23 protein-coding genes and 2 pseudogenes are annotated in these 23,945 nt (G+C 49.2%); 2 read left to right on the top strand and 23 right to left on the bottom strand.

Going from position 1 to position 23,945, the window contains the following annotated elements:
* Window positions 1-54: 54 nt before the first annotated feature.
* The 5 genes from WFJ73_RS12860 to WFJ73_RS12840 form a co-directional block, all read right to left on the bottom strand.
* Complete coding sequence (locus WFJ73_RS12860) at window positions 55-1,230, bottom strand: hypothetical protein (RefSeq protein WP_336773437.1); 1,176 nt, start codon at window positions 1,228-1,230, stop codon at window positions 55-57.
* Entirely contained in the window at window positions 1,230-2,696 is a 1,467-nt protein-coding gene (locus WFJ73_RS12855; RefSeq protein ID WP_336773436.1) for a sensor histidine kinase, read from the bottom strand. The genes WFJ73_RS12860 and WFJ73_RS12855 overlap by 1 nt, the downstream gene beginning before the upstream one ends.
* Window positions 2,697-2,700: 4 nt before the next feature.
* Window positions 2,701-3,396 (bottom strand): response regulator transcription factor, encoded by a 696-nt coding sequence (locus WFJ73_RS12850; RefSeq protein WP_336773435.1) that lies wholly within the window; start codon window positions 3,394-3,396, stop codon window positions 2,701-2,703.
* Window positions 3,397-3,539: 143 nt separating this feature from the next.
* Window positions 3,540-4,712 (bottom strand): winged helix-turn-helix domain-containing protein, encoded by a 1,173-nt coding sequence (locus tag WFJ73_RS12845; protein ID WP_336773434.1) that lies wholly within the window; start codon window positions 4,710-4,712, stop codon window positions 3,540-3,542.
* A gap of 381 nt (window positions 4,713-5,093) precedes the next feature.
* Window positions 5,094-6,254, bottom strand: coding sequence for a YbfB/YjiJ family MFS transporter (locus WFJ73_RS12840; RefSeq protein ID WP_336773433.1), 1,161 nt, complete (start codon window positions 6,252-6,254; stop codon window positions 5,094-5,096).
* Window positions 6,255-6,384: 130 nt separating this feature from the next.
* Between WFJ73_RS12840 and WFJ73_RS12835 the strand changes: the two genes are divergently transcribed.
* Window positions 6,385-7,254: a LysR family transcriptional regulator gene (locus WFJ73_RS12835; protein WP_336773432.1), complete on the top strand. Its 870-nt coding sequence runs from the start codon at window positions 6,385-6,387 to the stop codon at window positions 7,252-7,254.
* Window positions 7,255-7,265: 11 nt separating this feature from the next.
* Here the strand turns inward: WFJ73_RS12835 and WFJ73_RS12830 are convergent, their stop codons facing one another.
* The 12 genes and pseudogenes from WFJ73_RS12830 to WFJ73_RS12775 all read right to left on the bottom strand — a co-directional run bounded on the left by WFJ73_RS12830 (window position 7,266) and on the right by WFJ73_RS12775 (window position 16,143).
* Entirely contained in the window at window positions 7,266-8,342 is a 1,077-nt protein-coding gene (locus tag WFJ73_RS12830) for an NAD(P)H-dependent flavin oxidoreductase (protein ID WP_336773431.1), read from the bottom strand.
* A gap of 132 nt (window positions 8,343-8,474) precedes the next feature.
* Window positions 8,475-8,804, bottom strand: a complete 330-nt coding sequence (locus WFJ73_RS12825; RefSeq protein ID WP_336773430.1) for an NIPSNAP family protein — start codon at window positions 8,802-8,804, stop codon at window positions 8,475-8,477.
* A gap of 57 nt (window positions 8,805-8,861) precedes the next feature.
* The gene (locus WFJ73_RS12820; protein ID WP_336773429.1) at window positions 8,862-9,605 is read right to left on the bottom strand and encodes an SDR family NAD(P)-dependent oxidoreductase; all 744 of its coding nucleotides are present in this window, start codon (window positions 9,603-9,605) and stop codon (window positions 8,862-8,864) included.
* Between the two features lie 58 nt (window positions 9,606-9,663).
* The gene (locus WFJ73_RS12815) at window positions 9,664-10,203 is read right to left on the bottom strand and encodes an NAD(P)H-dependent oxidoreductase (RefSeq protein WP_336773428.1); all 540 of its coding nucleotides are present in this window, start codon (window positions 10,201-10,203) and stop codon (window positions 9,664-9,666) included.
* A gap of 22 nt (window positions 10,204-10,225) precedes the next feature.
* Window positions 10,226-10,552, bottom strand: a complete 327-nt coding sequence (locus WFJ73_RS12810) for an NIPSNAP family protein (RefSeq protein WP_336773427.1) — start codon at window positions 10,550-10,552, stop codon at window positions 10,226-10,228.
* 205 nt (window positions 10,553-10,757) lie between these two features.
* Window positions 10,758-11,294: a GNAT family N-acetyltransferase gene (locus WFJ73_RS12805; RefSeq protein ID WP_336773585.1), complete on the bottom strand. Its 537-nt coding sequence runs from the start codon at window positions 11,292-11,294 to the stop codon at window positions 10,758-10,760.
* Window positions 11,295-11,375: 81 nt separating this feature from the next.
* The gene (locus tag WFJ73_RS12800) at window positions 11,376-12,185 is read right to left on the bottom strand and encodes an EcsC family protein (RefSeq protein WP_336773426.1); all 810 of its coding nucleotides are present in this window, start codon (window positions 12,183-12,185) and stop codon (window positions 11,376-11,378) included.
* Window positions 12,186-12,348: 163 nt separating this feature from the next.
* On the bottom strand, window positions 12,349-13,569 hold the full coding sequence (locus WFJ73_RS12795; RefSeq protein WP_336773425.1) for an MFS transporter: 1,221 nt from the start codon (window positions 13,567-13,569) through the stop codon (window positions 12,349-12,351).
* 245 nt (window positions 13,570-13,814) lie between these two features.
* Window positions 13,815-14,399 carry a TetR/AcrR family transcriptional regulator gene (locus WFJ73_RS12790; protein WP_336773424.1) on the bottom strand — a complete coding sequence of 195 codons (585 nt, stop codon included), beginning with the start codon at window positions 14,397-14,399 and terminating at the stop codon, window positions 13,815-13,817.
* Between the two features lie 190 nt (window positions 14,400-14,589).
* Complete coding sequence (locus WFJ73_RS12785; protein WP_336773423.1) at window positions 14,590-15,372, bottom strand: SDR family NAD(P)-dependent oxidoreductase; 783 nt, start codon at window positions 15,370-15,372, stop codon at window positions 14,590-14,592.
* A 38-nt stretch (window positions 15,373-15,410) separates the two neighbouring features.
* Window positions 15,411-15,530, bottom strand: a pseudogene (locus WFJ73_RS12780) (DinB family protein); the annotation flags it as partial.
* A 241-nt stretch (window positions 15,531-15,771) separates the two neighbouring features.
* Window positions 15,772-16,143: an iron chaperone gene (locus WFJ73_RS12775; RefSeq protein ID WP_336773422.1), complete on the bottom strand. Its 372-nt coding sequence runs from the start codon at window positions 16,141-16,143 to the stop codon at window positions 15,772-15,774.
* Between the two features lie 218 nt (window positions 16,144-16,361).
* On the opposite strand from WFJ73_RS12775, the gene WFJ73_RS12770 reads away from it, so the two are divergent.
* Entirely contained in the window at window positions 16,362-17,252 is an 891-nt protein-coding gene (locus WFJ73_RS12770; RefSeq protein ID WP_336773421.1) for a LysR family transcriptional regulator, read from the top strand.
* A 63-nt stretch (window positions 17,253-17,315) separates the two neighbouring features.
* Here the strand turns inward: WFJ73_RS12770 and WFJ73_RS12765 are convergent, their stop codons facing one another.
* The 6 genes and pseudogenes from WFJ73_RS12765 to WFJ73_RS12740 form a co-directional block, all read right to left on the bottom strand.
* Window positions 17,316-19,571 (bottom strand): excinuclease ABC subunit UvrA, encoded by a 2,256-nt coding sequence (locus tag WFJ73_RS12765; protein WP_336773420.1) that lies wholly within the window; start codon window positions 19,569-19,571, stop codon window positions 17,316-17,318.
* 124 nt (window positions 19,572-19,695) lie between these two features.
* Window positions 19,696-20,092 (bottom strand): annotated as a pseudogene (locus tag WFJ73_RS12760) (SRPBCC family protein).
* Window positions 20,089-20,418 carry an ArsR/SmtB family transcription factor gene (locus tag WFJ73_RS12755; protein WP_127498986.1) on the bottom strand — a complete coding sequence of 110 codons (330 nt, stop codon included), beginning with the start codon at window positions 20,416-20,418 and terminating at the stop codon, window positions 20,089-20,091. The pseudogene WFJ73_RS12760 and the gene WFJ73_RS12755 overlap by 4 nt, the downstream one beginning before the upstream one ends.
* A 283-nt stretch (window positions 20,419-20,701) precedes the next feature.
* Entirely contained in the window at window positions 20,702-21,307 is a 606-nt protein-coding gene (locus tag WFJ73_RS12750; RefSeq protein WP_336773419.1) for a hypothetical protein, read from the bottom strand.
* Window positions 21,297-23,060, bottom strand: coding sequence for a sensor histidine kinase (locus tag WFJ73_RS12745; RefSeq protein WP_336773418.1), 1,764 nt, complete (start codon window positions 23,058-23,060; stop codon window positions 21,297-21,299). Before WFJ73_RS12745 ends, WFJ73_RS12750 begins: the two co-directional genes overlap by 11 nt.
* Window positions 23,057-23,737: a response regulator transcription factor gene (locus WFJ73_RS12740; protein ID WP_336773417.1), complete on the bottom strand. Its 681-nt coding sequence runs from the start codon at window positions 23,735-23,737 to the stop codon at window positions 23,057-23,059. The genes WFJ73_RS12745 and WFJ73_RS12740 overlap by 4 nt, the downstream gene beginning before the upstream one ends.
* Between the last annotated feature and the right edge of the window lie 208 nt (window positions 23,738-23,945).

Raw genomic sequence — 23,945 nt, 5'->3', positions numbered from 1 at the left:
CCAGACGAGCTTTCGTCCAACCTGCCGCATTGGCGGGCAAATAAATATTCGGTTTTACTTGTCCTGGAACTCGATAATAAAACCATGCAGAGTATGCGAGCTCTCCTGTTCGGACACAGGTGCCGGCGCAATCTCTTGCGCGGCTCTGGTAAACGGCTTGCTGCCTGTAACCAGGAGCTCGCCATTGCCGATACTCCATTTCATAAGGGAAGGCACAAAACCTTGATAGACGGCCGTTTGGGACAACAGGTTGTTGCCTTGAAGCTTGCCTACATAGATAATTTCCCCGTCGTTTTGCGTGTAAGCGATCATTTTTCGATCCGCCGACAGACTAAAGCTGACGATCTTCTCCAACAATACGGTAAGCTCTCCGTTACGACTGTCGTATTGGAACAAGGTGCCGTCGGCACCCAGGAATATAAACCGGTTCGCATCTACCCAAAAACAACCGTTCATCGTAGACGGGTGGTCGTATATGACTTCAAAGCGTCCTTCATCGTTTAATGCAGCCATCGATACCAGCGTGCCGTTATCGATTAAAAGACGATTGCCGTCTTCGGACAATACGGCAGAAGCGTTGTTTTTCATATCCGGCATGCCCTGCAGCACCAGCTGCTTAGACGATCCCTGCCGCACGTTATAGACAACAAGGCTTAGCTGATCGCGGCGGTCTCCCAGCACTAGATACGACAGATATCGGCTATCGCTAGACCACCGCAGGTTACGGGAAAACAATCGCTGCGGCTGCACAGGCTCCTCAATGGACTTGCCGGCACTTCCGTCCACGGGTAACAGTATCAAAGAATAGCCGTTCTCGGAATCCGACAGACGTGCGAGCAGCTTACCGTCCGGCGATAGGCTAAGTATATCCTTTCCTGCATTTAAGCTTGTTGTAATCTGGTTAAGCCGATCATAGGGAGGCGCGAGCAGCCGCAGGCCGTCGTACGGAGTACCGGAAGGAACGCTGCCCGAATTATAACCAACGAGCTCTTCCCCGTTCGTCCAACCAAGTACCGTAAACTTGTCAAACCACTCCTCCAGAGGATAAATCGTCTTCACCTGAAACGCCTTTCCGAAGCTTGCTCCTAGCGTTGGCTGTCCGGCCTCCGACTCCGGGATCACGATCGTCTCGGAGCGGGGATTTCCCGTGCAGCCGGAAGCTGTCAGGAGCAGCGCTGCCAAAACCAGGTAAAGACGAAAATGCGTGTACCGCTTAATCTTGCTGCGCATTATTCCCCGCCTCCAATACTGCCGGCGGCCGGAAGCTCAACGTATACGGTAGTCCGTCCTTCATCGCTCTCCATACGAATGGTTCCGCGATGATCCTCCACGATGGATTTTACAATGCTGAGTCCTAAGCCCACGCTTCCTTCTTCCTTAAATGTCCGGTCGCCGGAATAGAAGGGGTTAAATACGCTGGTTATCTGATCGGCCGACAACGTTTCGCCCGGATTGCTTATCGCAAAGCGAAGAGTCTCCCCCTTCGGCCCATGCTCTCCGGCAACCATAATCTCCGCCAGCGGTGCGCTGTATTTGATCGCGTTATCAAGCAAATTGATAAACAATTGCCGCAGCCTGTCCGCTTCTCCAAATACAACAAGCCCGTCATCCACCTTCAAAACGATGCTCTTCTTATAACGTTTGGCGCGAATCGTCATGGCATCGCATAGATCACGGAGCAACACGCCAGTATCGACAGGTTCCGCTTCTTCCCTGACGGCGTTTCGCCGGGACACTTCAAGCAGGTTCAGCACCATGCCGTGCAGCCTCCGGCTTTCTTCTACGATATGGGTCATGCCTTTTTGGAAAAATGCAGGGTCGCTCTCTCCATTCTCCCGGATGATCTCCGCGTAGCCAAGAATCGACGTAAGCGGCGTCTTCAGCTCATGCGTGACGTTGTCGAAGAAGCGCTTCTCCTGCTCGATAAGCGACTGCAGCCTGTCGCGATCCCGGCCAATCGTTGCAATCTGGCTGTCAATCCGTTCAATCATATCGTTGAAGTTGTCCGCGAGCCGCCCTATTTCGTCCTTGCGCCTAAAGCTGAGGCGGACATTCCGATTCCCCCGTATGACCTCTGTGGATGCGTTAGTCAGCTTGATGAGCGGAATCGTGATATGCCGGGACAATAAGTAAGAAAAACCGAACGCAGCCAGGAAGATAACAAGAGCGAGATAAAAAATGATGTTAAGAATTCGTCCGGTCTGCTCATACAGCGAAGAGAAGTCTTTGGCAAACCGCAGGATCCCCACCTTTACCCCGTCAATAACGACAGGATAGGAATAAAGCACGGAGCCGGCGCTTCCTTTATACGAGATGGTATACGCCGTCTTGCCTTGCAGCGCAAGCTTCAGGTCATCAGTGGAACGACCCGCGAATTTAACGGCGTCCGTGGAATACAGCAGCGTTCCATCCACCGTATAGGCGCTCACATCGCTGGAAGTGGCGCGATGAAGATCGCCAACCATCTCCTCGGCCATCTGACCGAAATAAAGGTCGTTGTTGGTGTAATGATTAATGAGGAATGCTTGAGTGACGTAAATATTGCCGTTGTTCTTGAGATCTATGAGATCCGATGTGACTATACTCTTGTTGCTGTTTCGGATATATTCCTTTAAAGTGACGTTCAGCAAGAGGAACGATAGGCAAAATATTAGGAAAAATCCGATGACGAACTTAGACCGCAAAGTATGGAGCATACGGTCAATCCGCCCTTTTCTCGAATTTATAACCGATACCAAACACGGTTGTTATCAGATCAGCCGCATCCAGCTTCTTGCGCAGCCGCTGAATATGCGTGTCTACGGTCCGCATGTCCCCGGGAAAGTCATAGCCCCATACAGACTCGAGCAGCTCGGCGCGCGTAAAGATTTTGCCCCGGAAGCCAAGCAGAGCAAGAAGCAGATCAAACTCTTTTGGCGTTAAGTCAACGGCCTCCCCGTTTTTCGTTACAAGCCTCTCCGCTCTCGAAATGACGATGTCCCGGAAGCTAATCACGGGCGGCGCTGCCTCCTTGACCGGCATTTGCGCCTGCGCAAGTCTGCGGAGTATGGTTCGGATCCGGACAACTACTTCCCGGAGATCAAACGGCTTCGTAATATAATCGTCAGCCCCTACCTCTAGTCCGAGGATTTTATCCGTAATGTCCGATCTGGCCGTAAGCATGAGAATCGGAATGTTATATTGAGCGGTAACCTGCTTGCAGATATCAAGACCGCTTTTGTCCGGCAGCATCCAATCCAGCACAAGCAAGTCGGGCACGAACATGTCAAGCTCCCGAAGCCCGTCCGCGCCAGTGCCGGCAATACGCGTCTCAAAGCCTTCACGCCCTAGACCGTAGGCAAGCAGATCCGCAATGGCCTCCTCGTCCTCGATGATGAGTATTCTCGTTTTGTCCATTATGAGGCTCCAATCTGAATTCGTTTGTACCCTTAAGAGTAACTTCCCTATGTTACGGGATTGTCTAGAAGCTGCGGACAAGATGTCTCGAAGATGTCAACAAATTGTGTCCAAATGCTTCTGCGTATATTTAATTAATTCTATTAATTATAAATGACCTTAACTACGCCGTTAGCCTTTGCAAACTCCTTGACCGCTTGCTTCACGTTTTTGCGCAGCTGGGCAGATCCTTTAACGTCCGGTTCAAAATGCAGCAGCTCCACCTTCAGCACATTTTCTTTCCGGTCGAGCCTGGGATCCATTCTGCCGATTAATCGGTCCCCAGCAAGAATAGGCATCGCGTAATAACCATACTTCCGTTTAACCGCGGGCGTGTAAATCTCCCAGCGGTATTCGAAATGAAATAAATCCTCAAGCCGTTTCCGGCTCCACAGCAAATTATCAAGCGGCGGCAAGAACGTAATCTCCGATACTTCCGCTTCCAGCGCCTGATCTTGTTCATCGGAAGTCCTATCATGGTGTGCCAACACCTGTTCCGCATCGGAAGACAACACAAAATACGGATGCTTCAGACCCTCCACCTCTACCGCTGTAAGGATACCGGATTGGATAAATTGCTTGATCGCGTCACGGCGCTGAGCAGCACTGTATCTCAACCAGCCAAATCGGGAGTCGGAAGGTTCAAAGACGCGGTATGCGCGAAAATACTTTAGCAGCATGAGACGCTCGGCTTCTTCTCTCTCTATTTCTCCGGCAGCATTTAGGAACTCGGCCGGCACGCTGTGGCTCGTCAAATCAAACAATCTCTGGTTGCCTTCCCTGCCGACAATCCGGATATGGGCCGAATCGGTTAACAGGTTGATCGCATGCGAGGTTGCTTTTGTTTTGGCAGCAGCGTTAGTGTTTTCCCAATAACCGTGTACCCGGATATCCGATTCGAACGCCCTGGCCGGCAAAGCTCCCTCCTGGCGAAGCTTGTCCATAACCTGCTCCGGAACAGGCTGCAAGGCTTTAATCGCGGAAGACAAACGCTCGCGGATTCTTGCCCGGGTAGGTTCGAATAGGGGGTAATCCTCCATCGGAATAATGCAAGCCGCATTAGCAAAATATTCGAATACCTTATGATCGCTTAATAAGTCATTTAAAATACTTGGTTCATAGCCCGTCAGCCGGGCTGACATCACCAAATGCTGATTCGCCCGGACGGCAGCTACCGGATCGATCTGCAAGCATTCCAAACGGCGGATGATATCGAGTACCCGAACATGATCGGCTGCAACATTGCTTCGCGGTGTAAGAAGAAGCTGCTTTTCCAATAAAAAGCGCCTGAGCGCCCGTTTAGTCGTTTTTATCATTCGTTTGTTCCTTTCTATCCTCCGTATTATCAATGCGTTCATGGGAATACTTGCCTATAAATGTTTTCTTTTATCGCCCCAACCATAATTCTTGGCATTCCATGCCTCATGTCAAGTCTGGCCAAGCAGGATGCGTGGCTGAGCATATCCAATTTATTAATACGGTTTTTCTAATGTAAATCCTTCTGTCCATCGGAAATCGAAGCAGCCGGATCCAGTTCCCTGATCATGACGATTTGCGTATGGAACAGCTCTCCTAGTGTTATATTATCCGGATTGCATAAATAAGGCCTGGAGTTAAGCTCCAGGCTTCGGGAATTCCGTTCTAAGTAAATCCGGGGTCTAATTGATTGACGCAATCCGTTCGGCACGGCCGATCCCGAGCGGCAAGCTTTTCGCACCAACGAGGACGATAAGCGCAGCTCCGATTAAAGCCGCAAGATAGCTTCCGTTGCCAGAGATCAAATGACCCGCAATAAGCGGACCGATGATCTGCCCCAAGCCGAAAAACGTAGTCAGCAGGCCAATGACTTTTCGATTATTCTGCGGAAACAGATCCTTGGCATATGCAACAAACATCATGGTAATCCCCATGAAAGTGGCTCCAAACAAGATAGCGCCGGCAAAGATGGCCGCCGTATTCGGAATGAGAACAGGAACGGCAATGCCAATGGCTTGTATGGCCATCGCAAGGGACAACGTCCACTTTTTCCCCCACCGCGTTGCAACCATCGACCAAACAACGCATGAAGGAATGGCTGCAGCGCCAACAAGCATCCAGCTGAGCGAGGTCATGTTCGGTATGCTCGATACCGTCTTGGCGTACGCTACGAGATAAGTTCCCGTCACGATATAACCCATGCCTTCCAAGCCATAGGCAATCGTTAAACAGACCACAATCCGGCGCACGGAGGACGAAACTTGGTTGCTTGAAGAGCTGGCCTTCGCAGCTCCTGCTTTACTCCCGCCTAAGGAATACCAAGCTGCCATGCCCAGGACAAGGCTAATCAAGCCTAATCCCTTCCAGATCCTCATCCACTCGCTGCTGTGGGCCAGCAGCGGAACGGCAATCCCGGTCAGAAGGATTCCGGCTCCTACCCCACCATAGAAGATTCCTGCCTGCAAGGCGGACAAACGCTCCATTACGATGCTTGTGACGATAACAAAGACCGTTGCGCTTGCCAATCCGGATAGAAACCGAAGAAGCAGCCACGCCTCCAGGCTGTGGAATTCCCCCATGCCCCATGTCGTCCCTATACTTATGATTATCCCCGCAAACAATAACAGGGAGCGGTTCTTAACCTGTATGATCGTTAAGATAAATGCACCGATTAAATACCCCAAATAATTGCTCGAAGCCAGATAGCCGGCGCCTGTTGCGGAAAACAGATGATGATCCATCATGATGGGCAGAATCGGGGTAAAAGCAAACCTCCCGATCCCCATTGCAACCATCATGGCGGCTACACCCCCGGCAAGTACGATCCAAGTGCGCCTTCTCATAAATGTTCCTTCTTTCTTAGGACAGCCTGTTCATGATGGCATAATTTTGTTATCATGAATATTGGGTTATATATAAATTCAATATCTAAATTCCAGATATCAAAGACATAATCATACGATGGAGGCCGCTATGGACATTCAATTACTCAAAGTCTTTTCCGCTACCGCTAAAGAAGGAAGCATCTCTAAAGCGGCTCAAAAATTGAATTTTGCCCAATCAAACGTCACTCACAAAATTCAGCAGCTGGAAGCCGATTTGCAAACTCAGCTCTTCTACCGCCACAACCGGGGTATTACCTTGACCCCTTCGGGCCAAATTCTCGTCTCGTATGCGGAGAAAATTCTGTATGTCATTCAGGAAGCCCGATCGGCTGTTGTAGACTCCAAGGTTCCGACGGGCCCATTGTCTATCGGGTCGATGGAAACGACCGCTGCCGTAAGGCTGCCCGTTCTTCTTGCCAAATATCATGCCGATTATCCGGCAGTCGATTTCAATCTGGTTACGGGTCCGACGGAGCGTAACATACATGGCGTTCTTCATTACGAGCTGAACGGCGCCTTCGTGGCCGGGCCGGTTGATCATCCCGAATTGGAGCAGGAAGATGTGACTGACGAAGAGCTGGTCCTTGTCACCGCAGCCTCCCACCCGCCTATTAACAGCATTCACGAGGTTCAATCGCGGACGCTGCTTGTTTTTCAAACCGGATGCTCTTACCGGGCAAAATTTAATCAATTGCTTCAAGACGAAGGCATTGTACCCATCAAGCTGATGGAATTCGGTTCGCTCGAGACGATTATCGGCTGCGTCGGCGCAGGTCTCGGCATTTCATTATTGCCGCGCTCCATTGTCATCGAACAGGAGCAGCAAGGACAAATTCGCACGCATGCGATTCCAAGCAAGCATGCTCTTGTCACAACGGTGTTCATACGGCGCAAGGATGCTTTAATGACGCCAGCGTTATCCACGTTCCTCGCAGAAATGAGAGCCCATTTCAGATGAATGGGCTTTTTTCATTTCGTTAATGCGGCAGCTTGACTAATAATCTCTTCTACAATTTGCCGGGCTGATTGACCTGCAGTCAGCATTCGTGTACCCTGCCCTGCCCACAAAGACAGGTATTCCGCATTTTGCTGCTTGTTTGCCGCGTTGCGGATATCGCGCGTTGCGGTATTTTGCGTCGGGAAAGGCAGTGGCGCTGAACCACTTGCTTCCCATTGCCGGATAAAGCTATTCTTAATGCCGCGGGCCGGCCTTCCGGAAAATGCATGGGTAATGACCGTGCTCTCTTCGTTACTTGCAAGTAGTGCCTCTCGGTATGCCGCGCTCGTTCCGGCTTCAATGGACGTCAGGAAGCGGGTTCCCAGCTGCACGCCTTGCGCGCCAAGCATCAGAGCGGCAGCAAACCCGCGGCCATCCATAATCCCGCCTGCAGCAATAACGGGAATAGATACGCGATCCGCAATCTGCGGAACAAGAGCCATCGTGCCGATATTCGCTCCCATTGGAGAAACGTCTGGGCTAAAGGTTCCGCGGTGGCCACCGGCTTCGCTTCCTTGCGCAACAATGGCGTCACAGCCCTTCTCCTCGGCTAGAAGCGCTTCTCTTACCGTGGTTACCATGGCCACTACCTTAATCCCGGACGCTTTCGCCTTTAGCATATGCAGTTCGGGCAACACGCCAAATGCCGTGCTAATGACGGGAACCTTCTCTTCGATCAGCACCTCGACCTGTTCCCCGAACCAATTAGGCGAATGAATCTCGGTCCCTTCCGAATCGGGAATTCCCAGCTGCTTCCGGAAATCGTTAAGCTTGTCCTGAACCTCGTGAATACGCGTATTATTATCCGCAGGCTGATTCACGAACAGATTCACTCCAAACGGTGCGGAAGTTAGTTCTCTGATTCGAGTGATAGCTATTCGGATATCCGACGGCGCCATATAAGCTGCACCTAAGGTGCCAAGACCGCCCGCCTCGGAGACGGCTGCCGTTAATTCCGGCGTGGAAGGCCCGCCTGCCATACCGGCCAGTAAGAGCGGATACCGGATACCGAATAGTTCGCACAAAGCCGTTTGCAGAGTTATTTTCAACGGGATTCACTCCTTTTTTCTCGTCCAGCCTTTTCTTGCTTCAAGTATACAACGAACTGGCTTTCGCGAATAATACAGAAAAATGCTATCTGCTATCCTAGAATGAGATAGCAGATAGCACATTTTTTTCATTCATCCTTTATCGGAATGGGAAAAAGGCGCGTTATTCATATAGATCACTTCTATTTTCTCGTGCAGAGGACCGTTTGTTTCGGTTTTCTCTACAATGGCCTGCCATTCGAGATCCGCCATAAAGGCTTGAAAGTTCCTCTCGCGCGATGCCATATTCGGATGCTCCAAAATGTAATACAGACGGTTCTTTGATGCGTCCGCATCTACCCAAAAATCCGGTACCCGCATCCCATGCTTATTAAAAAATCCGATTGTATGATGCTCGAACCGATCCAGCAGGGCATGCAATCGACCGGGAACCACATCGTAGATTCGCAGCTCGTAAAGCATGAACATCATCTCCTCCCGAGATATATTGTTCCCAATTAAACGGTGAGAACCATCCGCTTACCACTTGCCGGCGCTTTGACCGCCATCCACATGCAGGACTTCGCCCGTCACGAATTGCGCGGCTTCGAGGTACAAAATAGCTTCTACAACCTCATGAACCTCCCCCATTCGTTTCATCGGGTGAAGCTTAGACAAGAAATCATGGGTTTCGGGAGCATGCATAGGCGTTTTGATAACTCCTGGCGCAACCGCATTGACGCGAATGCCTTTGTCCGCATATTCGATCGCGAGGGACTTGGATACCGTCGTCAAGCCTCCTTTGGTCAATGCGGCAAGTGCCGACGGTACGTCTTTAATCGGCTGTTCGGAGACGCCGCTGGCCGTGATATTCACGATGTGTCCGGCTCCTGCTTTCAGCATTTCAGTCAAAACCCGCTGCGTAATATGGAAGAAGCCTGCTACGTTTGTGGACAATACCGCGTCAAAATCCTCTTCGGTATATTCCGTAAACGGCTTCGCGAGAAAAATGCCGGCATTGTTGACCAGGGTATCCACTCGGCCAAAGCGTGCGATTGCTTCGCTAATCAGACGTTCCGCTACCTGCCTTATGGAAATGTCGCCTGCGACATATGCGATATTCAATCCGGTTGGATCGATTTCTTTTGCAGCCTCCGCAAGGGTTTGCTCGCGTCGGCCGTTAATAACGACTTTCGCCCCTTTCTTAACAAGTTCAATGGCAACAGCTTTACCGATACCGCTGCTTCCGCCTGTAATAATGGCTACTTTATTTTGAAAAGTCATGATATTTGATCTCCTTTTGTTTACCTATCAATAGATAGTTTATTTAGATGCTTATTTATTAGACATTTGCCAATGGCTTTACCGATTTCAAATGCTGAACGTAGTCGGCACTGCTTTGCGCCAGACGCTCATCCGTAAGATTGGATACGTCGTTTAACGTAAAGTGCGGCAGATAGGTTGCGCTAATGAAATGGGCCGTTGCTTCAAACGGACGCAAGATTTCTTCTATGGTGAACCGGTTAAAGCCTGTTGGCTGGTACGATTCCTCCGTTCCGTAAGTGGAGACGGCTACGCCAAATTGTTTGCCGGTTGTTTTGTCGCCTTCCGGACCAAAAGCCCAGCCGTATTGCAGCACGGTATCGAACCATTTTTTCAAAAGCGCAGGCGCGCTGTACCAGAAGATCGGAAATTGGAAAATAATGCGGTCATGGGCTTCCACCAACGCTTGCTCTTTCGCGACATCGATGTTTTCGTCCGGATAAGCTTTATAAATTTCGTGAATGGTATATTCGCCTTGTTTCTTCAATTCCTCAAGCCAAGCTTTGTTTACGCGGGATGCTTCCATATTCGGGTGTGCTACGACTACCAATGTTTTCATGATGATTTGCTCCTTAAATGGTTTATTTGTTGTTTTGGAAAAACGGTACGTCCTTCATAAAGATGCTTTCTTGTTTCTTCACCAATGGTCCGTCAAGCTCCGAGACCCTTTTCACTTCTATCCACTCCGGATCGTTGCGGAAACGATCGTAGTTGAGGTTGCGTTGCTCCATATCGGCATGCTCGACAACATAATATAAGCGTTCATTTGTCTCATCTTGGTCTTCCCAGAAAAGCGTGATCTTCATATCATGCTTTGCGAATAATTCGATGACATGATCTCTGAATCTGTCTTTAATCGCCTGCAGCTTGCCAGGATGCATATCGTAAATTCGCAGCTCGTACAACATCGTCTCACCTCCTTCAATTTTCGCATTTATTACATTATCTATTAGTAGGTAGGTGTTGCTTTTTTTCTTTTTGTTGTCCGCTGCTTCATAGTACTATATCTCTGCCAACGTGCCTAATACGAAATCAAGATAATGAATATCTAAAAAGATGATATCAAAAAAAGCAGCCATTGCCTGGCTGCCGCTGCAAGTAGTCCGCCACCCTTTAGTGCAATAATTTTAAAGCCTTATCGGGATCGACCAAAATACGTCCATAGTATTGCTTTGATTTAAAGTTGTGAATTTCTTTGCACGCCTTTTCCATGCGGCCCATGATGATCTCTTCCTCCAGTTCGACTGGCGACCAGTATAAAACATGCATGGGATAGGGATGGCCATCGAAATCCTCGGGAGCATACATGATCCGATTGGCTTTCTTGAAGCCGTTCTTTTTATAAAAAGCCAGACGCCGGCGGGTATCCTCATTATCGGGATCATTCGGCTCGGCTTCAAGCAAGATCATTTTCCCCTTCGTTTTTAACGAGTTAAGTACTCTGGACCCAATCCCTCTGCTTCTCGAATGCGGCGTAACCAACAGATAATCGATAAAAATAAAGGTTGTGAATTCGGCATACAAAACGATGTAGCTGTCGGTTTCTTTAATGTGATAGACGTCCGTCTCTTCAAGCAAGTCAACGAGCTGATGAGGGTCCTTCATCTCGTGCTCCGGAAAATAGTCATGCAGCTTCTCATACCATTCCATATTTTCCACTTAGATTTGCTCCTTTTGTCCATACTCGAGTCTTCTGCTTCATTTACAATTGCCTTGTTGATGCTCCTCTATTCAGGATATAGCTTCCAGCTTCTCGATAATTCTGCGCTTCCGGTACATGATCCTGCCGGTCTCGGTCACATCCTGCAAGGTAGAGCGGTTCAGATAAGCGCCAAACAAAATACCCGCGATCGGTATCATTTGAAAGAGCTTTTTCCATCCGAAATTATCCCTGTACGACAACATGACCTCCCGCCAGCCTTGCAGCTGAGATAATACCTGCTTGCTCTGCTCGCCTGAACGGAATGAGGCAAGATCCTCGAGAATGGCCTTTTTCCCTACGATGTCGGAGGAGGAAAACTGCAAGCATTTTACGATAAAAATACGCTCGGATTTCTCTGACGGGTCATAGCCGTAGCTGATTGCAATTTCCTGCAGCGCTTTAATGGAGATCCCAAGCAGGAGGGGAATATCGATGGCTAGAGTAAAGATTCCGCCGATACCGGTCGTTGCGCCTTGAACGGTTGCCGTGTTGCTGCTTGATTTGCTTATGCTTTCGGCGATTTCATCCATTTTGCCTAGCGGAAGCTGCGCAATCCTCTCCAATGCCGTATCGGCATCCGGTTCTTCGTGCGGCAGCATTCTCCGGTACATTTGCTCCTTGCTGATTAAATAACGGCCGCCGCTCTGCACATAGCTTCCAAGCTCATCGAGAACGATTCCAATTTTGTCCTGGATGAACTTTGGCGTTAGCCGGTCCAGAATGACAAAAGGCAAACGGCCTAGCTTTTCCCAGAGGAACAGATCCTTCTGCTCCTTCTCCCACTGTTCGATTATCCTTAACTCTGAATTTAGGTATTGAAGATCTTCCGTATTTGTCATCTAAGTCCTTGCCCCCTTCGCATCTAATATTCACTTTAGCCTTACATACTGTAAAATGCTCGTTTACGTTTCATAAAATATCCGCTGCAAAAACGGAATTCCATTTCTAGACACAAAAAAGAACCTTCGCTTCAGATTGGGCGAAAGTTCTTCCTGTCTTCCGTTATGGCGTGGCAGGCTCAGCTGCTATAGCTTCCGCATTTCTACGCTTCTTTATGGCAAGCGTCAAAGTCGTTATCGCAAGGACGGCAATAATGACCGACATCACGCCGATAGCGGTGCTGAAGCCTAAGGCGCTCGAGGCAACTCCTCCGCCATAAGCGCTGGTCCCTTGGAACAAATAAGCGGCTACCAGCACGGCGGATAAAAATTGAACGCGGTTATGGGCTTGAGAGTTGATTGCCGCTAAACCAATGCCTCCGGATGCGGAGAATCCGTATGCAAGTCCTCCCAGTACGGATGAGCTCATGAACAGCAGGAACGAATGAACCTCCGCCGCAGCAAAGAGCAATACGGCTGCCACAACGATTGAAGCCATGCCGATACGAATGGATACGACCGGTTTTAAGCGACCGGCAATTGTTGCGCTGACCGAAGCCAGCAGATAAGAAATGGACAATACGGTACCAATGACAAGAATATCCTGCGTCCCAATGACGTCACGGGCAATTTGCGCTCCAAGAGACAGCAATACTGCCCCGTTTGCGAAACCCGTGCCAATCGCGAGAGCTGCCAGAAAATAGACCCCCCATTGTCCTTTTGGAACTTTTACCCCTTGAAGCTGAAGCTTGTAGACTGGTCTTGCCTCAGATTGAATTTTGGTCTGCTTAGGCAAGAAGAGGCAAAGAATAATGCTGGCCAATACAAGGACGGCCAATACCCAATAACTGAAATGAAGCGGTGCCGGCGCGTATTTGATCAATGCTGCTCCCACTATTGTGGCTAGGAATAGCCCAACCGCCTGCGTTATCGTGTTAATTGACCCCGGCAGTTTTTTATTCGAGGTCGGATTGAACTCCACAAGCGCAGCCGCACCGGACCCGGCCGTTAATCCTACCCCAAGACCTTGGAATACCCGGCCGACAAACAGCCAGATAACGTTCTGCGCTGTCGCGAATACCAATGCTCCGACAAGAAGAAAAAGAAGTCCCGTAATTAACGTATTTCTGCGGCCGATGTAGTCGGATAGATTACCCAGCAGGAACAGAACAAGAATAAGGACGATTGGATACACCGAGAAAACACCCGTTGTTACCGACTTGGAAAGATGCCACTGCAAGGCATAAACCGGAAATTCGATGGATGGTGCGGTACTTGACCACAAGCTGACCGTTAGTACCCAAGCCACAATCCAAAAGGATGCTTTTGAAGAAATTGTACGCATGATATGACCTTCCTTCGTTGTTTATAGGATGACCAGAAATAAAAACGAGATTAAAGAATGAACGTTCTTTAATTATCAAAAAAAATGCTAAATTTCCTTTCATGAAATAGAAAGCTCGAAACCTTTCCACCCGCTTGAGTTTCACGTTTAGGAATGATCGTTCTTTAATAATCGTGCAGACATGATTTCCACATGTCTCAGTATATTTATTTAAGAACGATTAGTCAACAATATTATTAACCTCGTCAGACAAGGATTGACATCGCTACTTTCGCAGCATCTTCGAGTACTTGACGGTCCGTAGCGATTTTGGCAAGCACATACAAGCCATTTCGCGTATTTAACAGGAATCTGGCTGTTTCCTGCACGGTATGCTTCGTTTTCAACTCGCCTTGCTGCTGCGCGCGCATCAGAAATTTCTTGAAGTTCGTTTCCATATCCAGCGTATACGCCTCAATGCGGAAAGCAACAACGGGATCAACCTTGCCCATTTCCATAGCGGTATTGGCAATCAGACAGCCGCGACGGCCATTCTCGTCGCTCATTGCCACATCGATTAACCGCTGAAAGTAACGCCATAATACGTCCTTCGCAGGTCCCTTCTCTTCAAGAATGGTGTAGGCATGGCCTCGGTTCCCTTCACGGAATCGGTCCAGACAAGTCAGAAATAACTGATTCTTATCGCCAAAGGTATCGTATAAGCTGCCTCTGTGCACTCCCGTACGCTCAACCAAATCTTGAATCGAAGTCCGTTCGTACCCTTTTTCCCAAAATAATTCCATCGCCTTTTGCAGGACAGCGTCTTGGTCGAATTCTCTTGGTCTTGCCATTGATCATACCTCCCTTATGTCCCATCATAGCGGTTTAAGAACGAACAGTAAACAATTTTTGCAAGCCATTTGCTGTTAGTATGATTCCGTTATTAGTGATTAATCCCTCGATTTTTTTATTTAATGTGGTTAAAAATCAAAAAAAGCCGCGGGATACGCGACTTTTCTGATCTTATAAACATAGACGAGTCTAGAGAACAGCTGCTTTGCCGCCGTCAATATTAACGGATGTCCCCGTCACGTAAGATGTGGCATCCGATACGAGGAACGCGATCACGTTCGCCGCTTCCTCCGTGCGGCCAATACGCTTCAGAGGAATATCATGACGCGGCTCCGCGGCGAATTCGTCCCAAGTTAAATGCGGAGCCGTTGCCTGCCACATCCGCTCGATTTGATCGCTTCTGATCAAGCCGATGCAGACGGCATTTACGCGAATCCCGTCGGCCGCCAGATCCTTGCTCATCGCTTTCGTTAGCGCAAGACCGGCTGCCCGGCTTACCGAGGTTGGCAGCGAAGAGCCGGAAGGCGTCTTGCCGCCGATTGCCGTAACATTAACGACCGCGCTTCTTCCGCTCTGGCGCAGGTATGGCAATGCTGCCCGCGTGAAATGGATCGCTCCAAAAAGCTTTAGATCCAGATCGGCAGACCAAGCTGCCGTATCCACCGCTTCAAACGGCTTTGCTGCCGAAGTGCCAGCATTGTTGACCAATATGTCAATGCCGCCAAATCGTTCGGCTGCCGTTGCAACCGCGCGCTGCACCTCTGCTTCGACAGATACGTCAGCTGAGATAATAAGCGGCTCCACGCCGGTCTTTTCAACGATTTTTGCTGCCGCAGCCTTCAATGGCTCTTCGCTTCTAGCTACAATGGCCACCTGCGCTCCTTCTGCTGCAAGCAATATCGCTGTTTCAAGTCCAATACCTTTACTTCCGCCGGTAATGATGGCCCGTTTTCCTTCCAGTCCCAATTCCATGCTATCCACACTCCTTTGTCGCTATAATTGATAATGTATTAACCGAATAACCCTCTGCCGATTAGAGTTGCGCTAACAGGTGCCTTGCCGACCTCGCGTGCCCACACGGACATCTGACCGATGTGGTGGATCTCATGGACGATGACATGCCTCATGACAGCGGTTTGAGAAATCAATCACTTGCTGCAGGCTGGCTACTTCATCAATATTTCTTTCCCATGTATCCCTCCACAGATCCATCCATATTCGACGGCGGCAATATGACTCCGCATCAACCGAACCAATCCTTGCGAACCTTCAAGTTATATTCGAATAATTTGATCATGCGCAGCCCCCCGCACAGCAGGTATATTCCTATTATTCTACTCGGATATATGAACTCCTGCCGGTTTGACCGAACTATTTCCTCCAGAACGTTGCGCAGTCCGCTTTGTCGGCGATATTAAATTCGATCATCGTCTTTAGAAGGCTGTAATCCACCGGTTTATCCCACCGCATCCGCAGCAAGAGGTTAGTCTGATCATAACCGGCCTTTCCTATATCATCCTTGAACCGAATCATTCCAGCCCGTTCGGGCGCAACGGCCAGATGCTGTTTGGCTACGCTAAATCCGATGATATAGGTATCGTGATCGGTGAACATAGGCTGGTTCCAGCCAATCTTCGGAACTAAAGCCGGGAACGTATCGGCAACCCAAGTCAACACTTCCTCCGTCCGTTCCCGGTGCGACAAATTATCAATCCCCGCCAAAAAATCCGCAAACAATTCCATTCGTTATCCCCCTAAACTATCAAATCATTCTATTATTCTTCCCTTATGGTTGTGGTATTCGCGAACGATGATCCGATATCCTCTCGACTCCTTATGCTTTGCTCGAAACAACAATAGATTCGTTCTATGGAAATCATAGATTCTCCTGAATTGATTTATCATTATGATGCTTTTATACTTATTAAAGAATGATTCATGATTTTGATGAGGTGTTTCATATGGAAATTAGACAGCTGGAGTATTTTCAAGCGATTTGCGATGAGCTTCATTTTACGCGTGCCGCCGATAACCTTGGTATTACTCAGCCGACGTTAAGTTATCAGATCAAGCAGCTGGAGGAGGAGCTGGGCGTACCGTTATTTCATCGGATCGGGAAAAAAATCGCGCTTACGGAAGCCGGTTCCATCCTTCTTAATCATAGCCGCAACGTCTTCCGTTCAATTGACGGGGCACGCGAGGAAATTGCCGAGCTTCATCATATGGAGCGCGGAACCCTGACGATCGGGACATTAATCGGGGAAATTAATGATCTTGTTTCTGGTTTACTTGTTGATTTTCACAATAAATATCCGGGGATCAGCATTAAGCTATTGGCGCTGGAGGACGTGGTGGATCCCCTCTTGCAGGATGAGCTTGATTTTGCCGTAACCATCTTTCCGGTAGACGACGACAGATTCTGTAAAGTTTCTTTGTACGAGGAAGAATTTTATTTCGTCGCTCATTCCAGTTCTCCGTTAGCCGACAAGTCTAGCGTTACCATAGAGGAAGCGATGAGAGCGCCCATTATTATGTTCCCCAAGACCCACCGTTGCCGGCAGTTGATTGACACGGTGTGCAGCATGCATGGCGTTGCATGGGAGCCTGTCATTGAGACATCGGCAATTAAATCGATTCTCTCCCTCGTGCAATCCGGTGCCGGAGCTTCCATCCTATCCAAAACGCTGCTTGAACTATATCCCGGTCAGAATATGATCATGATCCCGATAAGCAACCCCTCGCTTCGAAGGGAAGTCGGAATTGCCTATCTCAAGGACCGGTATATCGGAAAAGCAACCGGTGCTTTTATGAAGCAGCTTACTTCCCGCTTTGACGGGATCAAAACGCCATAGTGCAAAAAAAGCTGCCGAACTAAGGGTTCGGCAGCTTTTGCTTTTTCGTGATAAGGATAAGGGTTACTTCAAGAACTTCCCTGTTATCGATTGTTCCTCCAGGATGATTTGAGACGGGATTCCTTCGAACACAACCTGTCCGCCTCTGCTGCCTCCATCCGGTCCCATGTCAATAATCCAATCCGCTTGGCTGATTACCTCGAGATTGTGTTCAATGACGATAACCGTGTTGCCGGTATCCACAAGCCGGTTCATAATCTCCAGAAGATGGCTGATATCCGACATATGGAGGCCGGTTGTTGGCTCGTCCATGACATAGATGCTGCCCTTCTTATGAAGCTCGCTTGCCAGCTTGATGCGCTGGCATTCCCCGCCGGATAACGTGCTGAGCGGCTGCCCAAGCGTAATATAGTTCAAGCCGACATCGCTCATCGCTTGCAGCTTTTTCTTCACTTCCTTCAGCTCGAAAAACTCCAAAGCCTGCTCGACGGTCATCTCCAGCACTTCCGCAATGTTTTTGCCGCTCAGCTTGTATTCGAGAACCTCTTCCTTGAAGCGTTTGCCTTCGCAGACCTCGCATGGCATCTTCACGCTTTCGAAGAAGGACAGGTCCGTATACACAACGCCAAGACCTTGGCAGTTCTCGCAAGCCCCCTTGGAGTTGAAGCTGAACAATCCCTGATTAACCTTATTGGCAGATGCGAATGCCTTGCGCACATCGTCCATGATGCCCGTATAGGTTGCGGGATTCGAACGGGTCGATACGCCAACCGCCGATTGGTCGATAACTACGGCGTCCGGATGCTGGCTGAGAAATACATCGTTTATAAGCGAGCTTTTCCCCGAACCGGCTACTCCCGTTACGACGTTTAATACGCCGGTTGGGATATCAACACTTACGTTCCGCAAGTTGTGCAGATTCGCATGACGGATGATCAGCTTCCCGCTAGCCTTCCGGCAATCCTGCTTTAACTCAAGCGGTCTTTTCATGTGCGTTCCGGTTAAGGTACCCGACTCCAACAAGCCCTCGAAGCTGCCCTCGAACACAATGTTCCCGCCGCGGCTGCCTGCATGAGGACCAACGTCAACGATATGATCGGCGACTTTAATAACGTCGGGGTCATGCTCAACGACGATAACCGTATTGCCCTTATCCCGCAGCTTAACAAGCAAGTCGTTCAACCGGTGTACATCCCGGGGATGCAGGCCAACGCTAGGCTCGTCGAATATATAAGTGACGTCAACCAGGCTGCCGCTCAGATGCTTAACCATCTTCACGCGCTGCGATTCGCCGCCCGATAACGTATCGGTCTCCCGGTCCAGCGTTAAATAGTCCAGTCCGATGTCCACCAGATGCTGAAGACGCTCCGTCAACGATTTGACGATTGGCGCTGCCTTGGCATCGCTGATTTCTTGAATGACCCGGATGAGATGTCCCACCTCCATGGAAGACAGCTCTGCAATGTTCATCCCGTTAATCTTGCAGTTCAGAGCAGCTTGACTGAGTCGCGAACCGTGACAGCTGGTACACTTACCTTCGGTAATAAACGGCATAACCGCTTTTTGCGTGCGTTCGGACTTCAGCTTTACGTCCTGCTTAATATATTTGTTCGTGAACTTCTCGATAACGCCTTCGACGGTAATGTTGGTGGCTTTGCCGGCGAAGTCCATCTGTACCTTCCGGGCCTTGGCATACAGCAGCTGGTCCAGCTCTTCCGGCGAATAATCCTGCAGCTTTTTGTCCGGATCAAAGTCACCCGACTGCAAGAGCATATTCATCTCCCAACCGTTTACCGTATAATCCGGAAGCATGATTGCACCTTCATTAAGCGACTTGGACCTATCTATGGCCTTGCCCATATCCACCCCGAGTCTTCGGCCGATGCCGTTGCATTCCGGACACATCCCTTGCGGATCATTAAAGGAAAACATATTGGCCGATCCGACAAACGGCTGCCCCACACGCGAGAACAGCACGCGGAGAATCGGAGAAATATCGGTGATGGTGCCCATCGTGGAATGGGAGCCGCCGCCTAGTCTTTTCTGGTCGACAACGACGGCCATGCTGAGGTTTTCGATTCCGTCCGTATCCGGCTGTGGAAAGCTCGGCAAGAAAGTCCGAACGAACGTGCTGAAATTCTCGTTTAGCAATCTTGTGGATTCAGCAGCAATCGTATCGAAGACGATGGATGACTTTCCTGATCCCGATACTCCCGTAAAAATCGTGATTTTCCGCTTCGGGATACGCAAAGAAACGTTTTTTAGGTTGTTTTCCCTGGCATTCGTAATGACGATGTATTCCTGGCCCGTTTCGCTCATTCCTTACATCCTTTCGGGTCGTAGATTTATATCCTTCCAATGGTACGAACCAGACATAAACCGGTTGCAAACAGTGTGCAACCGGTTTATGTGGTTGTGCGTCCGAGTAGGCTCAAATATTCGATTATTGCGCAAGCAGCTTGGCAAGCTCGTTGTGCCAATTCGTCCAGCCGTATCTTGCTCCTTCAAGCGCTGGTACGCTCGAGAAGCCGGTTTGTTCGAGGTGAAGGTTAACCTTGCCTTCTCCCAGCTCCTGAATCGTCCAGGTAACCGTATGCTTCTCCGGACCAACCGCCCAAGAGTAGGACAGCAAACGGTTTGCTTCGTCTACGGCAAGCACTTCGCCGTCAATAACGCCGTCCCAATATTGATTAGGCTCTGCCCGGAAACCGGTGTCCAACCTCCGGTTTAAAATCGTTTGGGAGCACCCATTTGGCAAGCATTTCGGAAGTAGTTAACGCAGCCCATGCCTTTTCAACCGAAGTATTGTATTGAAAATCCAGTTCTAATTTCAAACTCATTCTTCTTCCTCCTCTAATAGTTGCTGCAGACGCAGCATATTAACAGTCCAGAATTTCCTATAGTAAGAGACCCAATCCTGAATTTCTTTCAACGGAGCGGCATTCAGCCGAAAGCGCGTTTCTCTTCCAACCTTCCGGTCCGTAACCAGCCCTGCTTCTTTCAGGATGGTCAAATGCTTGGATACGGCGGTGCGCCCCATATCGAATTGTGAGGTTAACTCATGAAGCGGGATTTCCGCTGTCTCGGACAATAGCTGAATTAACCGGCGCCGGGTTGGATCCGCAATCGCGTCAAAGACATCCCGTGACGGATGATTATCGTTCACAACACCCCCTCCTAGAGTTCAACTTCATAAAAAGATATTTGGTGTTTGAATCCATGGGTTGCGACTGCTCCATTCATTTCGTTACAATAGTGTTAAGGTAACTTTTTACTTAAATTCGATTCATGAGACACCGTTTGGTGTCTAAATGAATTATAAGACACCAAACGGTGTCGTGTCAACAACATTACAAGCATAATCTTTTGGACAATCCCATTCTCATTCCAAATAAGACGAAACGCAAAAGGCCGCGAGCAATTCTCGCGGCTTTCCTTATATAGATCGTTTATTTCAAAGTGATCGTCTTCTTCCAAGTAAGCTCTTTGCCCGCATCATTAACGAAGGTGAATGTTACATCGCCCTTTTGACCCTTCAAGTCGTCCGGGTAGAAGAAGCCCATAAACTGTCCGTCCCCGCTGATGTAGAACCCGTCTTCTCCGTTGCCTCCGTGCTCAATCGCTTCTTGTGTGGTGTTCACGATGCTGGTTTTACCGGATTTCCATTCCATCTTGGACAACATGTAGCCTTCCGGACGCTTGTTGACGACAAAATCAAAGCTGTTGCCTTCGATTGGTTTTTCGGTCTGATCGATGATAATCAGGATCTCTTCACTTGCATTGTCTCCTGCAGTGTTAGACGACTTTGTGGCATCCGGAGTTGCACCCTCAGGTGTCGTAGTCTCAGGAGCAGACGACGATGTATTATCAGGCGATGTGGACTCCTCCGCATTTCCCGCATTATTGCCAGGCGAATTGGATGCCGGCGCTTCCGTTACGGTCCCTTCGTTTGCCGAATTCGTATTTCCTGTTTCCGATTTATTACCGCATGCGCTCATTACAACCAGAACGGCTAACGAAGCTGCCAATAAGCTAATCGTTTTTTTATTCATCATGTATCTCTCCTTTGTTTTCTTTTAAAGTGAATGAAAATGCGACACCGTTCTCTATATTGGCTGCTCCGTAATCACTGCCGTGCAACTCTAAAATATGTTTAACTATAGCCAGCCCTAAGCCGGTTCCGCCGGATTTGCGATCACGGGAACGTTCTACCCTGTAGAACTGATCCCAAATACGGCTCAGGTCTTCCTCTGCTATAGAAGGTCCGGTATTCTCCACGATGGTTTTTATCGAATCTCCTTCTGCCCTTTCCATTTCAATAACAATCGCACTATCCTCAATGGCGTGGCGAATCGCATTACTGAGCAGGTTAAGCAGGACCTGCTCGATCCGTCTACGGTCCGCATAAACAAACAGCTCCTGTTCTCCTTCCTGCCGAACTCTTAGCCGTAGCTGTTTGCTCTCCAGCTGCTGCGTGAAGGAGCTTGCAACCTCTCTGACGAGACTGGTCAGGGAGAACCGTTCGATATTTAGCTTGACGGCTTTCACCTCGAATTTGGACAGCTCCAGCATATCCATAATAAGAGCGTTCATCCGGTCCGTCTCGTTCACGATCAAGGCGAGGTAGCGTTCTCTTTTGTCGTCTGCCACCCCGTCCTGAAGCCCCTCCGCAAAGCCTTTTACGATGCCAAGCGGAGTTTTGAGCTCGTGGGATATATTCGCCACCAGTTCTTTGCGCAGCTGCTCGGACCTCTGCTTCTCTCTCATGTCCTCCTGCAGCTGCTCGTTAGCCAGCTTGAGCTCGCTAAGTGCCGAGTCCAGGTTTCGGGATAAGGCGTTCATATTCCTTGATAATTCCCCGAATTCGTCCTTGGAGCGAATCTCCGGATGATCGTTGAAATCAAGCTTGGCGAGCCGTGCGGCCGAGCGATTAAGGGTCAGCAGCGGACGCGATACAATTCTCGAATAGATTAGCGACAACGCAAGAACGAGAGCAAGGATGACCGGCGCCAAGTAAATCACGTACTTTTTCAAAATATCAACCGCTTCTCCCACCGGCTGGAGGGAAGCCATGACAAACATATAATGAGCATCTTCATTCGTACCGACAAGAGATTGTACGAGTACGGCGTACTCGACTCCGCTCCATGGATCTTTCCATTCACTCCGTACCGTCTCTCCCGCATGCAAGCGGGACAGTTGCGACTCGGCCGATGTTGTCCATTCCTGTAAAGCTTCGTCAACAAGAGCATCCTGGTATAGAGGGTTGAACGACCGCTGCTCCGGCAGCAAAAAGTCTGTTACCTTTCCTTCAATCCGAACTAATCCTTCATCAAGAGTTGCGGCATTATCGGACCAAAAGGTAATCGGGTGAAGCACCGTATCCTTCTCGTCCATAAAAATCCCATCCACAATCATATTGCTTCCTATAGATACTCCCCGCGGAATGCTATTGATCGTAGCTCCTGCGGTTGGGATCGGAACGGTAATGCTCTTACCGCCCGACTGAAGCTTTACATAATAAGGATTGAGGTTAGCCTTATTAAAGCTTTTATTCAGCACGGCCGAGCTGGTATCATTTCGGTTCATAAACGTCCCGAGCAGACTGGAAAGCTCCCGTTCATTCCCCTTTACCTCGTTATACTGATTGCTAAACCCGTTAATGGCCGATTCCAGCTGATGAATCCGGGACATCCGATAAAACCGTTCAAAGAACAACCCTTCAGCCAACATCACCAGCGTAAAAATAAACAATATCAAAGCAGACGTAATGACGAACAGCTTGAGTACGACGCCATGTTTTCTCATGCTTCCGACTCAAACCTGTAGCCGGATCGGATGACGGTCGCGATCAGCTTGCCGGCTTCCCCGAGCTTGGCTCTTAATTTCTTGATATGAGTGTCCACGGTCCGCAAATCTCCAAAGTACTCGTAGCCCCATACCGCATTCAGAATATAATCCCGTGACAATACCTTGCCGTCATGCTTGATGAGAAATAGCAGCAGATCGTATTCTTTAGGCGACAGATTAATGAGCTGCCCTGCCACCGTAACCGTATGAGCTGCGCGATTCACCGACAATTCACCGTATTGAAGCAGCTCCGCTTCCCGCCCCACCGTTCTTTCCGTTCTCTTCATCAAGGCGTTAGCCCGGGCGACCAGAACCCTGGGACTTAGCGGCTTCGTGACGTATTCGTCGGCTCCCAGCTCGAAGCCCATCAATTGATCCTCGTCCTCGGCCCTTGCCGTGATCATAATGATAGGAACATCAGATTTATCGCGGATCCGTCTGCATACGGACCAGCCGTCCATCTCCGGCAACATAATGTCTAACACAACCAGGTCGACAGAGACTCGCTCGAACAACTCAAGCGCAACCCTTCCGTTCTCCGCTTCGTGGACATCCCATAGTTCTTTTTTGAAATAATCCGTTATAAATTCCCGCATAAGCGTATCGTCTTCCACTAATAAAATACTTCGTTTCATTTGAATCCCGCCTCTTTCCGGCAATGGTTCATTTCGCGTGCGGAACCGCAATCATATATCCTATGCTATCACAGGTTTACCCGAAATTCGGCATTCTTATCATCCATTTGCACCTCCGTTTGTTCTACAAGTTGAAGTATAGGGGGTTCGTGTGTCCAACGTGTGTATTCGAAATGGTTTCTTGGAGAAACCTATACACAAAGAAAAA

Source organism: Paenibacillus sp. MMO-58 (assembly GCF_037146255.1).
In the GTDB taxonomy this organism is placed as follows: Bacteria; Bacillota; Bacilli; order Paenibacillales; family Paenibacillaceae; genus Pristimantibacillus.
This window is presented reverse-complemented; position numbering and strand designations above follow the sequence as displayed.